The organism is Tenacibaculum sp. DPLXC6 (genome assembly GCF_056815515.1).
The window spans coordinates 3160340-3173936 of the sequence record NZ_CP141806.1; the positions used below are offsets into that span (position 1 = coordinate 3160340).

General features: G+C 30.9%; 16 protein-coding genes. 7 read left to right on the plus strand and 9 right to left on the minus strand.

Features of this window, described 5'->3' with window-relative positions; translation table 11 throughout:
* The first annotated feature begins 42 nt into the window (after nt 1–42).
* Entirely contained in the window at nt 43–1098 is a 1056-nt protein-coding gene (gene moeB, locus VCM48_RS14510; RefSeq protein WP_482270968.1) for a molybdopterin-synthase adenylyltransferase MoeB, read from the plus strand.
* Nucleotides 1099–1186: 88 nt separating this feature from the next.
* Here moeB and VCM48_RS14515 read toward each other — a convergent pair whose 3' ends face one another.
* Together VCM48_RS14515 and meaB are read right to left on the minus strand one after the other, a co-directional pair.
* Nucleotides 1187–1531, minus strand: a complete 345-nt coding sequence (locus tag VCM48_RS14515; protein WP_482270969.1) for a tRNA-binding protein — start codon at nt 1529–1531, stop codon at nt 1187–1189.
* Nucleotides 1518–2603 (minus strand): methylmalonyl Co-A mutase-associated GTPase MeaB, encoded by a 1086-nt coding sequence (gene meaB / locus VCM48_RS14520; RefSeq protein ID WP_482270970.1) that lies wholly within the window; start codon nt 2601–2603, stop codon nt 1518–1520. The genes VCM48_RS14515 and meaB overlap by 14 nt, the downstream gene beginning before the upstream one ends.
* Nucleotides 2604–2703: 100 nt before the next feature.
* Here meaB and VCM48_RS14525 point away from each other — a divergent pair, with 100 nt between their 5' ends.
* The 6 genes from VCM48_RS14525 to lgt all read left to right on the plus strand — a co-directional run bounded on the left by VCM48_RS14525 (nt 2704) and on the right by lgt (nt 8057).
* On the plus strand, nt 2704–3252 hold the full coding sequence (locus VCM48_RS14525) for an RNA polymerase sigma factor (protein WP_124591199.1): 549 nt from the start codon (nt 2704–2706) through the stop codon (nt 3250–3252).
* Nucleotides 3245–3811 carry a hypothetical protein gene (locus tag VCM48_RS14530; RefSeq protein WP_482270971.1) on the plus strand — a complete coding sequence of 189 codons (567 nt, stop codon included), beginning with the start codon at nt 3245–3247 and terminating at the stop codon, nt 3809–3811. Before VCM48_RS14525 ends, VCM48_RS14530 begins: the two co-directional genes overlap by 8 nt.
* Entirely contained in the window at nt 3792–5258 is a 1467-nt protein-coding gene (locus tag VCM48_RS14535; RefSeq protein WP_482270972.1) for an MAP7 domain-containing protein, read from the plus strand. The genes VCM48_RS14530 and VCM48_RS14535 overlap by 20 nt, the downstream gene beginning before the upstream one ends.
* A gap of 108 nt (nt 5259–5366) precedes the next feature.
* On the plus strand, nt 5367–6848 hold the full coding sequence (gene cysS, locus VCM48_RS14540) for a cysteine--tRNA ligase (RefSeq protein ID WP_274639416.1): 1482 nt from the start codon (nt 5367–5369) through the stop codon (nt 6846–6848).
* The gene (yidD, locus tag VCM48_RS14545; protein ID WP_073181389.1) at nt 6849–7085 is read left to right on the plus strand and encodes a membrane protein insertion efficiency factor YidD; all 237 of its coding nucleotides are present in this window, start codon (nt 6849–6851) and stop codon (nt 7083–7085) included.
* Nucleotides 7086–7196: 111 nt separating this feature from the next.
* Nucleotides 7197–8057: a prolipoprotein diacylglyceryl transferase gene (gene lgt / locus VCM48_RS14550; RefSeq protein ID WP_099215335.1), complete on the plus strand. Its 861-nt coding sequence runs from the start codon at nt 7197–7199 to the stop codon at nt 8055–8057.
* A gap of 59 nt (nt 8058–8116) precedes the next feature.
* Here lgt and VCM48_RS14555 read toward each other — a convergent pair whose 3' ends face one another.
* From VCM48_RS14555 to VCM48_RS14585, 7 genes are all read right to left on the minus strand, one after another.
* Nucleotides 8117–9400, minus strand: coding sequence for a glycosyl hydrolase family 18 protein (locus VCM48_RS14555; RefSeq protein ID WP_482270973.1), 1284 nt, complete (start codon nt 9398–9400; stop codon nt 8117–8119).
* Between the two features lie 172 nt (nt 9401–9572).
* On the minus strand, nt 9573–10433 hold the full coding sequence (locus VCM48_RS14560; protein ID WP_440121049.1) for a coiled-coil domain-containing protein: 861 nt from the start codon (nt 10431–10433) through the stop codon (nt 9573–9575).
* 165 nt (nt 10434–10598) lie between these two features.
* Nucleotides 10599–11072 carry a 23S rRNA (pseudouridine(1915)-N(3))-methyltransferase RlmH gene (gene rlmH / locus VCM48_RS14565; RefSeq protein ID WP_482270974.1) on the minus strand — a complete coding sequence of 158 codons (474 nt, stop codon included), beginning with the start codon at nt 11070–11072 and terminating at the stop codon, nt 10599–10601.
* Nucleotides 11073–11210: 138 nt separating this feature from the next.
* Complete coding sequence (locus tag VCM48_RS14570; protein WP_482270975.1) at nt 11211–11750, minus strand: DinB family protein; 540 nt, start codon at nt 11748–11750, stop codon at nt 11211–11213.
* A gap of 164 nt (nt 11751–11914) precedes the next feature.
* Nucleotides 11915–12319, minus strand: a complete 405-nt coding sequence (locus VCM48_RS14575; protein WP_482270976.1) for a hypothetical protein — start codon at nt 12317–12319, stop codon at nt 11915–11917.
* Between the two features lie 243 nt (nt 12320–12562).
* On the minus strand, nt 12563–12952 hold the full coding sequence (locus tag VCM48_RS14580) for a hypothetical protein (protein ID WP_482270977.1): 390 nt from the start codon (nt 12950–12952) through the stop codon (nt 12563–12565).
* Nucleotides 12953–12998: 46 nt separating this feature from the next.
* The gene (locus tag VCM48_RS14585) at nt 12999–13466 is read right to left on the minus strand and encodes a DUF6985 domain-containing protein (protein WP_482270978.1); all 468 of its coding nucleotides are present in this window, start codon (nt 13464–13466) and stop codon (nt 12999–13001) included.
* Nucleotides 13467–13597 lie beyond the last annotated feature (131 nt).

Below are 13597 nucleotides of genomic sequence, written 5' to 3' on the forward strand. Positions count from 1 at the left end.
AATTAATGTCATTCTGAACTTGTTTCAGAACTTCATGAAATTATGAACTTAAGTAACGAAGAACAAAAACAATACAATCGTCATTTAATTCTCGATAAAATAGGAGAAGAAGGGCAACTAAAACTAAAACAAGCCAAGGTATTAGTAATAGGAGCAGGTGGACTGGGTTGTCCTGTACTACAATATTTAACAGCAGCTGGTATCGGAACGATTGGAATTATAGATGATGATGTAGTAGATCAAAGTAATTTACAGCGTCAGGTTTTATATACGATAGATGATATAGGAAAGTCAAAAGCGCAAACAGTGGCAAATAGGTTATCAAAATTAAATCCGTTTGTTCAGTTTCATGTCTATCAAGAGAAATTAACCAATCAGAATGCTATTTCTTTATTTGAAAAATATGATGTAATTGTAGATGGGAGCGATAATTTTGCTACTCGTTATTTAACCAACGATGCCGCAGTACTTACTCAAAAACCATTAGTATATGGAGCTATTTTTAAATTTGAAGGACAAGTAAGTGTGTTCAATTATCAAGGAAGTGCTACGTATCGATGTTTATATCCAACTCCACCCAAACCAGAAGAATCACCTAATTGTTCAGAAATTGGAGTAATAGGGGTGTTACCCGGAATTATAGGAGCTTTACAAGCTAATGAAACCATTAAAATCATTTGTGAAATAGGAGAAGTGTTAGCGAACAAACTATTGATGTATAATACCTTAAGCATGCGTCAAATGCTTTTAAAATTTGAAAAGACTGATAAAGCTGAGGTTAATGAGTTAGACAAAGATTATGAATTCTTTTGCGGAATTAAATTGGCTACCCACGAAATAACTTTGGAGGAACTACAAAACAATCAGTCAGCATATAATCTATTAGATGTTCGCGAAGATTGGGAACGAGAGCAACATCATATAGGCGGACAACATATTCCGTTAGGTGAGCTTACTCAACGGTACCAAGAAATAGCAACAGACAAACCTGTAGTGGTTTATTGCAAATCAGGAGTACGAAGCCGACGAGCGATTGAATTTCTTGAAGAACATTATAATACAATCACGTTTTTAAACTTAAAAAAGGGACTAGGTTAATAGTTTATTAAATCTAAAAGTACGAAAACAAATACTTTCCTATTTCTATACTATGAAGAGTACTTGATTAAAAAATTAAGAAAGGATGCTACGCAATCTTCGTCCCATTTTTAACACTACGTTCAGCAGTTAATAAAGTTACCTCTTTATCATCTCCTAAGCCACCTAATACAAGACATTCACTCATCATATTAGCAATTTGTTTTTTCGGAAAGTTTACCACAGCAACTACTTGTTTTCCTATTAAATCTTCAGGTTTATAAAGTTTAGTAATTTGAGCTGAGGTTTTTTTTATTCCGTAGTCGCCAAAATCTACTTGCATTTTATAGGCAGGATTTTTCACTTCTTTAAATATTTCAGCAGAAATAATAGTGCCAATACGCATTTCTACTTTCGTAAAATCGTTCCAAGTTAAATTGTTATTGTCTTCCATAGTTTTTATTTAATAATCGTTTCGCAGCAGTAAATGGAGTAGTTTTCCCGTTTTCTAGTTTAGTAACTTCCTGCTGTAAGCGTTCTTTAATTTTTGGATTATTGTAAAAGTTATTTTTTAATTGTTGATTGATGGTTTCTAACAACCAATAGTTATTTTGTTCATTTCTTTTCTGCTGAAAGTAACCAGATTTTTTTACTAAGTTCATGTACTCTTCAATCATAGCGTAAATAGCATCAATTCCTTGATGATGTAGCGCACTTGCTAATAAAACTTTAGGTTGCCAGCCGCTTTCTTTAGCAGGGTATAAGTGTAAGGCTCTATTGAACTCTACTTTTGCTAGTTTAGCATTTTTCTCATTACCACTATCAGCCTTATTAATCACAATAGCATCAGCCATTTCAATAATTCCACGTTTAATACCTTGTAATTCGTCACCAGCTCCAGCCAATTTCAATAATAAAAAGAAATCGGTCATAGAATGTACAGCAGTTTCCGATTGTCCCACACCCACCGTTTCAATAATAATTGTATCAAAGCCAGCGGCTTCACATAAAATAATACTTTCACGTGTTTTTTGAGCAACACCACCTAATGAAGTTCCAGAAGGAGAAGGACGAATAAAAGCGTTCTCATCGGTTACTAACTCTTCCATACGTGTTTTATCTCCTAAAATACTTCCTTTATTAACAGAACTACTCGGGTCTACAGCTAAAACAGCAACTTTTTTACCTAACAAAGTTAAATGCTTACCAAAAGATTCAATAAAAGTACTTTTTCCTACACCAGGAACACCTGTAATTCCAATTCTAACCGATTTATTGGCATGAGGTAAACAAGCTTCTAAAATTTCATTAGCTTGTTGTTGATGTTTTGGATTGGTACTTTCTACTAACGTAATAGCTCTACTTAAAAAAGGAATATTTCCAGCTATTATTTGAGTAACAAAATCTTCGGTTGAGGTAGTTTTTCTTCTATTACGTTTTATTTTTTCTGCAGATGATTTACTGGTGGTTTCAGGCTGGGAAACCCCGTCTTTTTCAGAGAGTGCAGATGTGTCTTTATTGGTCATTATGTAGGTAAAACAAAATAATAACGTAAATTTAGAAATAAAAATGCAGGAAAATGCAACACGAAGGAAAAAGTGTCGTATTTAGGGTAAGAAATCAATAATGAAATCAACCAAACAGATACATCAACCGGTAATAGATGCCTGTAAAAACAATGATGCAAAAGCACAAATGCAATTATATGATTTGTATTGTGATGCTATGTATACAGTGGCATTACGTTACGTGAAAGATTCATTTATAGCGGAAGATGTTATGCAAGAGGCATTTATAAAAGCATTTAAAAATATTGATTCATATAAAGATGGAGTAGCCTTTGGTGCTTGGTTAAAAAGAATCGTTATCAACCAAAGTATTGATTATTTAAAGAAGAAGAAATTAGAACTGGTTTCTATTAACGAAGAAATTACCACAGTAGCAGACGATGATAATTGGAATGTAGCATCTACTATATCGTATCAAGATATTGTAAACTGCATTCAGCAATTAAAAGAAAAATATAGAGTTGTGTTAACCCTGTTTTTGTTAGAGGGATATGATCATGGAGAGATTTCGCAAATATTAGGAATTTCTGAAGTGAGTTCAAGAACACATTTATTAAGAGGAAAAAGACAAGTTCAAGAACAATTAAAAGCAGTACATCATGTCTAAAGATATTAGAGAAATACTAAAAAACAATGTTGAAAACACGGAGAGGTTATCAACAAATCACAGACAGCGTTTTCAACAAAAGTTGATGGATGAATTGCACGAAAAGCCATCAACAAGAAAATCATATCAATGGTTGTATATAGCAGCATCTATTGTGTTGTTGGTGAGTTTGGGAATTCAGTTTTATCCAACAAATACTGTAGATCCAATAATAACTGAGCTTCCAAAAGAAACTCAAAATCAAATTAGTTTAGGAGCAATTTCACCTGAATTAAAAACAGTAGAAGATTATTATGTAAATACCATTAATTACGAATTAAGTCAGTTAGAATTAACCGACGATAATAAAGAACTTTTTGATGGTTACTTGAACAAAATAGGAGAATTAACCAAAGAATATAAATCGTTAACCGAAGAGCTCAATACAAAAGGAATTAACGACGATACTATCAATGCATTGATTGGAAACCTGCAATTACGTTTACAGCTGTTAAAACGTATGCAAAAACAATTACAAGAATTTAAAAATCCAACTCAAAATGACATTCAAACAATTTAAAATCAGTGTTTTTTTACTGTTAGTAACTGGCGTTGTATCTGCACAGAAATACAACAAAAAGTTTAGTGAAAATTTTAAAACAAATAAAGACGTAGTAGTTAATATTAATGCATCTAATGCAGATGTAGATGTGACTACATGGAATAAAAACGAAGTTTCAGTAGAAGCAGTTGTAGAAGTTGAAGGGCTAGATAAAAAAGAAGCTCAAAAATATTTAGACAACTGGAAATTTGAAGCTTTAGGGAATAAAAGTAAGGTACAAATTAATGCCAACAAAAATAGCTTTAGAATAGGAGGAGACAATATTGTGTTCTTTAATTCATCAGACAATAATTATCCAAGAGTATTTCAATTTGATGGTGATGATGAAGTTGTCGTAGTTCCAGAAGTAAGAATTCCAGAGATTCCTGAAATACCTGAACTTCCAGAAATAAAAATCCCTGAAGTTAACTTTGAAGAAATAGTAACAGGTTTGGAGGATATCGAATTTGACTTTGATAAGTATGCAAAAGATGGAGGAAACTACTTTTTTCAATGGAAAGATGGTGTGAATGACATTACCATAAAGTCAAAAAAAGAATGGGAAGAGTTTAAGAAAACAGATAAGTATAAAGAGTTTAAAAAACATCAAGAAGAAAGAAAAAGAGATATTAAAAAAGAATTAGAAAGAGTTAAAAAAGAGCGAATCAATGAAAAGGAACTAAGAAGAGAAATGGCTAAAGCAAGAGCAGAAATTAGAAAAATTAATAGAGAAGAAATAAGAAAAGAACTTGCCAAAGCTAGAGAAGAAATGCACAAGGCAAGAAAAGAGATGAGAAAAGTTCGTATGAATTATTCTTACTCTTCAGACAATGATAACCTTATGATTAATGGGAAAAAAGTAAAAATCACAAAGAAGATTATTATAAAGGTTCCAAAATCAGCAACCTTTGACTTAAACACTCGTCACTGTAAAGTAAAACTACCAAAAACTAAAGCTTCAGGAAAGGTAAGTTATGGAACCTTTAAAGCTGATGCACTTGACGGAGGAAAGTTGAATATTTCATTTTCACCAGTAAACATAAATTCATTAAACGCTTGTACGTTGTTCTTAAATAATGTAACCGATGCTCAATTAGCATCGGTTACCAATACAACAGTAAACTCTAATTCATCAGGGCTTGTAGTGAGCAATGTTTATAGTAATGTTGAAGTAAATAATAAGTTTGGAAATTTAACCATTGCCAAAGTACACCCTAGCCACGATAATTTAAAAGTATTTTTAAGTTATTCTGACGCTGGAGTTGATTTAAAAGGAATAAATAAGAAATTTAATATTCAAGGAGACAAGGCTAAAAAATTAAAAGATGGAACTGTAGAATATAATGGTGAGTTTATTTTAATTTCAAACGATAAGAAAATTGAAATAGACGGTAAATACAGTCAATTAAAAGTTAAAAATCAATAAGAAATACAAACAAAATTACTTTTTATTTCTACAAAATTGCTACCAAATTCTTTTTCTATATTCCTTATAAAGTGCCTATATTAGCGATTGCAAATAGTCACTTTTACTATGGAATTATACAAAGAAAATCAACTTAAAATATATAACTCTTTAACCAAATCAAAAGAGCTTTTTAAACCAGTAATTGAAGGACGCGTAGGTATGTACGTATGTGGTCCTACAGTATATAGCAACGCCCATTTAGGAAACGTACGAACTTTTATGTTTTTTGATGTGGTGTATCGTTATTTATTACACCTAGGGTATAAAGTACGCTATGTACGTAATATTACAGATGCTGGTCACTTAGAAAACGATGCAGATGAAGGAGAAGATAGAATTGCAAAAAAAGCACGACTAGAGGAAATTGAACCTATGGAAGTAGTGCAACGTTATACAGTTGATTTCCATAATGTATTAAATAACTATAATTTTTTACCACCAAGTATAGAACCTACAGCAACCGGTCATATTGTAGAGCAGATTGAAATGATTAAAGAAATCATGGATAAAGGTTTTGCTTATGAAGTAAACGGTTCTGTATATTTTGATGTATTAAAATATAACGAAACGGGTAACTATGGTATTCTTTCTGGTAGAAAATTTGAAGACGCTATTCATAATACAAGAGCTTTGGATGGACAGTCAGACAAAAGAAATCCACAAGACTTTGCACTTTGGAAAAAAGCCGATGAACGTCATATCATGCGTTGGCCTTCACCTTGGAGTGATGGTTTCCCAGGTTGGCATTTAGAGTGTTCAGTAATGAGTACAAAGTATTTGGGCGAGCAATTCGATATTCATGGTGGAGGAATGGACTTAAAATTCCCGCATCACGAGTGTGAAATTGCACAATCACAAACTTGTAGTGGTGTAAAGCCAGTAAATTACTGGATGCACACCAATATGTTATTGTTGAACAGTCAAAAAATGGCAAAATCAACAGGTAACTTTATTTTACCAAATGAAATTTTAACAGGAGAAAATAACATTTTAGGGAAAGCGTTCTCTGCAAGTGTGGTTCGTTTTTTCAATATGCAAGCCAATTATCGAAGCATTTTAGATTTTTCTGGAGAAGCTTTAGAGGCTGCTGAAAAAGGACATGCAAAGTTGATAGAAGCTGTAGATTTCTTAGATAAAATAGAAGCAGATAGTTCTTCTTCATTTGATGTTGAAAAATGGAGACAAGATTGCTACGACGCCATGAATGATGATTTTAATACACCAATTTTAATATCACATTTATTTGAAGCTGTAAAAGTTATCAATCAAATAAAAGAAGGAAAAGCGAGTTTAACTACCGAAGATCTAGAAGTATTTAAGAATACAATCAATGCGTTTGTTTTTGATGTATTAGGATTAATGAATGAAACTTCAGAAGGAAACAATTCAGATAAATTAAGTGGTGTAGTTGAAATGTTAATTAGCATGCGTAAAGAAGCACGTGAAAATAAAGACTGGGCATTATCTGATGAAATTCGTGATAGATTATTGGAGTTAGGTATTCAATTAAAAGACGGTAGGGAAGGAACAACATTTACAGTTAACTAATTGAAAAAAATATTAACATATCCATTTATATTGTTAGTTCGATTTTATCAAACAGCAATATCTCCGTTTACACCAGCAACATGTAGATATTCACCAACGTGTTCAAGCTATACAATTGAAGCATTGCAAAAGCATGGATTGTTTTACGGTGGTTGGTTGGCATTAAAAAGAATATTTAGTTGTCACCCATGGGGAGGAAGTGGTTACGATCCTGTTCCAGAGAAAAAAGAAAAATAATAATTGTCATAGAGAAGTTTATTAAGAAGTAATCTTAAGATTATTTCATTTTAACTTGTCTTTAGCGACAGCCGAAAGGTTTGCAATGACACAAAAACTAAATTAAAGTAGATGAATTTTTTATCCATAGTGTGGGATTGGAACCCAGAAATAATAAATTTAGGAGGTTTTGGTATTCGTTGGTACAGTTTAATGTTTGTAGCAGCGTTTATTTTAGGACTTCAATTAATGAAAAAGATTTATATCAACGACAATATTTCAGTTGAGAAACTAGATCCGTTATTTATGTACGTATTTGTTTCTATGTTGGTAGGAATGCGTTTAGGAGACGTTTTCTTTTATAGTTGGGATTATTATCAAAACCATTTATTGGAAATCATATTACCATTTAAAAAACAAGAAGGAGCTTCAGCTTTATTCGGATTGTTAGATGGATGGAAATTCACAGGATTTACTGGGTTTGCAAGTCACGGAGCAGCAATAGCAATTCCGATTGCAATGTACTTTTATGCTAAGAAGCACTTACAAAAACCATGGTTGTTTATCTTAGATAGATTAGGAATTATGGTAGCTTTAGCAGGGTTTTTCATCCGTTTCGGAAACTTCTTTAATTCTGAAATTTACGGAAAACCAACAGGAAGCAGCTTTGGTGTAATCTTTAAAAGAGCAGGAGAGACGGTACCACGTCACCCAACCCAATTATACGAAGCATTTAGTTACTTAGTATTGTTCTTTGCTCTATGGTATTTCTATTGGAAAACAGACAAGAAAAACCAAACAGGATTTTTATTCGGACTGTTTATGGTAGTATTATGGTCGTTACGTTTTGTAATAGAATTCTTAAAAGAAGCACAAGTAGAAGGAAGAGAAGATTGGGTGTTTAATACCTTAAATACAGGTCAAGTATTAAGTATTCCGTTAGTATTAATCGGTTTTTGGTTAATGTTTAGAAAACCCAAGGCAACTGCATAAAAACAATAAAAAACTCCAAGTGTACACTTGGAGTTTTTTATTATTAAAAAGTAACAGTTTTACTCTTTAGAAAACTTTTCAGCTAGCAAATCCCACAGCTGAGAATAGCCATTGTCATAACCCAACGCCCAAATACCTACACCGCCTATTTTATTGTGTTTTATCCAGTCGTATTTCAAAGCAAGAGATTGTACGTCTTCAAAAAACAACTGTCTATACTCTTGGTTACTATCTTTAATAATTATATAGCTAGAAGCACTTTTAGGATCAAATTTAACGGGGATTTGTAAAGAATCAATGTAAATATCTCGTATGGTATGGTAACGAGGATGCGATTTGAACTTAGTTACTTTAGCACCCATTTCAGATTTTTTTGTATACCATTCAGCACCGTAATAAGGGAGTCCGGCAATTAATTTATGTAGCGGAACACCTTTATTTTTATAATAATTAACGGAAGCTTTTAAACCATTTCCGAATTTTTCACTGTATTTAAAAGGAGTTACAGGTCCAGTAGTTTTACTAAAACTACCGTAGTAATCGTATCCCATTAGCGTGTAAAAATCAATATGCGGATTGATAGCAGGAATATCAAAAACATTGTTCCAGTCAATAGCATACAGACATAAAGAAACCATATAATTAGGATTTTTCTCTTTTAGTTTTTTAGAAACGTTAATGATAAATTGTGTAAACTGACTTCTATCTTCTTTAGCAACACCTTCAAAATCTATATTAATTCCATTAGCATTTCTTAACGCAAGTAACTCAGCTAGGTTCTCTATTAATCTTGTTTGAGCTTTTGAATTTTTTAAAAATATAGCATTGTTTTTGCTTCCAAAGTTAGTAACAGATAAAAAGACTTTACAACCTTTTGTTTTTGCGCTGTCAATTAACGGAGTAGTTTTCCATTGATGTATACTTTTATAATTACCTGTTTTGGGTTCAACAGAATATGAAAAATATGAAATTCCCCAAAGCATGGAAAAGTTATAACTTTTATAAGCAGAACCGTTTGAGTATACATGCCATCCAAATGTGCGATATTTTGGATGTACGGTTCCTTTTTTATGAGTTATAGGTTTGTAAGAAATATTGTTTAAACTATCCCATTGACGCTCGGTAGAAAAGTTGAGGTTACCATACTTTTGCTCATGTAAATTACGTTGGCTTACGAATTTACTGCTGTCAGAAATTCTACCTATTTTTTCATGTTTTAATGATGGTTGATTATTGTTGTTAAGGGTAACTTTCTTTTTCTTCTTTGAACAAGAAGTAATTAATACGATTAAAAACAAGAGGCTAATTAATAACCGTGTTTGTTTATTTTGGGGGTGCTTCATTTTTAACAAAAAGATAGGTTAGTCAAATTCATAGCTTATTACAAACTATAAGAGTTACTAAAATACAATAAGTTTTCTAAGCAAGTTTTTGTTTAAAAGTGGATGTATAGAAAAATAAAAAACTCCAAGCGAAAAGCTTGGAGTTTTTTTTATTGTATTAAGGTAGGATTTCTTATCCTTTTATTTTAGCTAACTCTTGTTTTTTAGCATCAATTTCGTTTTCAATTTTTAACAAGCGATTTTCAATTTTATTAACAATAGCTTGTTTTCTTTCAATACTTTCTTTTGAATTAGAAGCATCTTTTTTAGCCTCTTCTAATTTAGACTTCATTCTAGCTAAACCTTCTTTACCACTAATTAAAATCTCTTCATTAATGCTAATATCATCTTCAAGGTCACTAATTAAAGTGTTTTTCTCTTTACTAATATTCTTTTCTTTAGCTTTAATTTGGTTACTTAATTGTTTAAGTTTCTCTTCTTCTAAACGTAAAGCCTCTTGCTCTTTTAAATAAGCAAGCTCTCTAGCTTTTCTTTCTTCGTCTAATTTTTTACGAGCCTCTTCAAGCTTTTGCTTTTGTAAAAGAACCTCTTTCTGCTCATCACTTATATTATCTTCATACACAACAAGACCAGTGCTTGCAGCAGTAGATTCAGTTTTAGTTTCTTCTTTAGGTTGTTCTTTCTTTTCCTTTCTAGCTAATTTTCTTTCTAAAGAAGCTAAATCTTTTTTATGCAAATCAATTTGATTGTTAAGCTTGCTAAGTCTTTGTTGCATGTTAGCAACAATTTTTTCTTTTCTCTCTACTTCTTGTTTTGTAGCTTTTTTACTTTTTTTAAAACGTTCTAAGTTTCCTTTTACACGTTTTAAAGCATCAACTCCACTAATTAAAATCTCTTCATTAGCACTAATTTGATCTTTCTTATTCTTTACCTGAATTTTTAAAGCTTTAATATCATTTTGAGCATTTACCTGCTGTAGGGAAGCAAACGTTATGAAAAAAGTTAAAGTAACTAAGAGTCTTAATGTTTTCATTTTAATCTATGTTATTAAGTATATGTTTTTTTGGGGCGCAAAAGTATGGCTAATTGCAAAAAAAAAATAACTTTTTAACATGTTTTTTACTATGCTTTTCAGGAAATTAAAAACATAATGCTTTGAGTAACATAAAATTTGATGTAAATAAAAATTTTAGAGTTTTTACTCGTGATGATAAGGTTCGTTTCTAAGAATAGTAAAACCACGATACACTTGCTCAACAATAAATAAGCGAATCATTTGGTGAGAAAATGTCATTTTAGATAACGATAACTTTCCTTGTGCTTTATTGTATATAGCATCAGAAAAACCATACGGACCTCCAATAACCAACACTAGTTGTTTAATACCAGAATTCATCTTCTTTTGTAAATATTTTGAAAATTCTACTGAAGTATGTTGTTTTCCTTTATCGTCTAATAAAACTAACTGATCTGTAGGTTGTAGTTTAGCTAAAATTAACTCTCCTTCTTTTTCTTTTTGTTGCGCCTCGCTTAGGTTTTTAACGTTTTTTATATCTGGAATAATTTCCAGCTCAAACTTTACGTAGTGTTTTAATCGGTTTTGATATTCGTCAATTAATTGTTGTAACTGCTTATTGTCAGTTTTACCTATAGCGAGTAGTTTTATTTTCATACGGCAAAATTACGAATGTTTTATAAACTCTTAAAGGGTAGGTTTAAGTGTAAGAAACAAGTTTTTCTATAGATAATATTGAGAGAAACAGAAGAGTAGTCAAATTTAAAGTAATTGAGGTTACATATTGTTGAGCTTTTATTTCTTTAATTCTTTCAAGTATAAGTTTTCTATTATTTTAATATGATGTAATTCGTGTCCGAGAATATGATATCCCAGAGCTCTTGCACTTGCTCTATTTCCGTTTGCAACCCCGATACGTTTTAATGATTTGTCAGATAATCCATTAAACAAAGCTATTGTTGATAATCTTAAAGCTTCGTATTCCTCTAATATATTCTCAATTGTTCTTTCCGATGTGTCAGAATAATAATTATAATCTTCCTGTTCAAACCCTGGGAGATTTGTTTTATCATTTCTAGCAAATGAAAGAGCCCTATATCCATATATTCTTTCGTCATCAATTATGTGAACTAAAACCTCTTTAATTGACCATTTATTCTTTTCATATCTATAGTCTAATTCATCATTCGATAAGTTACTTATTAAAGACTTTGTTTTATGTAAACTCGACTTCAATTGTTCAATAAGACTTCCATCTTTTTTAACTAGTTTCATGTACATTTCGGCATAACTAGGATATTCATTTTCTAATGGAAATTCAATGTGTTTAATCATATAGCTTTTTTTATGTTGTTGTCAACGTGACTATGAGTAGTTAGTTGTTTTAAGCATCCAATTTAGCAAATAAAAACTGAACAGAGAATCCGCAAGGATTTTCAGCAGGAAAATCAGAAGCTAACAAACCAGCAATTTTTTATATACTGTACTGTAAGTAGTGTTTATTTCCGCAATTCTGAAACAATTCCGTTTATTATTACTCCATTACTGACTATAAAAATCAGTAGTATTAAGTAAAAAAGTCCAATTACAATTGGACTAATGTCATTACCAAATTTAAATCCGAAAAGATTTATTAAAATCACAATTCCGAGAATTAAAGTTCCACCAGATATTATTAATGACAACATTTGAATTGTTTTTTTTATTCTATAAGTCCACATATTTTTATAATTCGGTACAATTATAATTCCGCAGAGTATTAAAATCAGTCCAATTTTGTCATTTGAATCAATATTAAATTGATGCCCTGAAGTTCCCAACAGTACAAAATAAAATAGAATTGAAAAAATCAAAATTATTAGATAAATCCTAGTGCTATATTTTTCAAGAATGTCTGTTTTCAATTTCAGTTATGTTGATTACAACTCATTTTACCTCAATTGTTTACTTTTTTTTTTTTCTCTCTCAACGAAAGCATATGATATAATAAAGCTTAGCAATTTTTATACGGCTAAATTACGAATGTTTTATAAACTCTTAAAGTTGGTACTCACAAGCTTGAGAGATTTGTTTGTTAAGTAAGTATAGGTTACGTGCAAAAAAATAAGTTATTAAGTTACTCATAGCCATTGTTGTGTACAGTATTTTTATTTAGGCTCTTTAATATATTCAACCTCTTTGCCATTAGTAACGAGTATCATTCTATTTGAGTTTAAATATTTTAATTCAGAAGTCCAGATACTGTATAAGCTTGTAAATTTTAATTTAAACCCTTGGTCATATTTGATGATATCAACAAAAGGATGATCATCAATTATTAAATATTCGTTTTCATTTTCGGTTCGTTCTATTTCGGTTAGGTTTCCCTGTCCTTTTTCAAACCAGTAATGATAAATGGTTTTTGAGTCAGAATTTTCCATTTTCCATTTTCCGCTCAAATAAGATTCCACTTCTTTTTTCGATTCACAGCATTTTAAGTGTTGTCCGAGTATAGTTAGAGGTAAAAAAGTTAGTATTAAAATTAGTGTTTTTTTCATTTTCAGCGTTTTGTAAGTATTAATTATACACTTTGTTAGCAATAGTTTATCCGTGATAATAATCCCAAGATTCCATTGTTATAAATTTGTCTTTTAACATAACAATACAAACTCCGTGTTCCTCATCCCAATTACATTCTCCTTTATACATAACAAAGGAAGAACCATTTTCGTGGTTATCTGAAATTATTATATTTTCTATTGATATAGCTTTTTTAAAATCACTTGTGTCTTTTATTTTAGGTAAGAATTCTATAAACTTTTCGAATCTCTTTAAGTAAATGGAATTGTATGAGTTTACAGCTCCTTTGATTAAAGAATTAATTATCCTTTCTTCGTTTTTTAAGAGAAATTTATAAGCAATTAATTGTTCTTTACTTGGTTTTTCACCAAATCCAAAAAAATCAATAGATATGGAGTCTTTAGGTTGATGTTTTTTTTCAAATTGATTGAGAGATTTTAAAGTAACCAATGAGTAATATTCATCCTCTTCTTTTGAGTATTCTATTTTCATTTTGTTTTTATAATTATTGCTAACATGCTTAAACACCCAATTTATCAAATAAAAACCGAATAGAAAACCCACGAGGATTTTCAGAAGTAGGAGAGGACAAGCAATGAACTTTATTCGGTCTTGTAGACTAT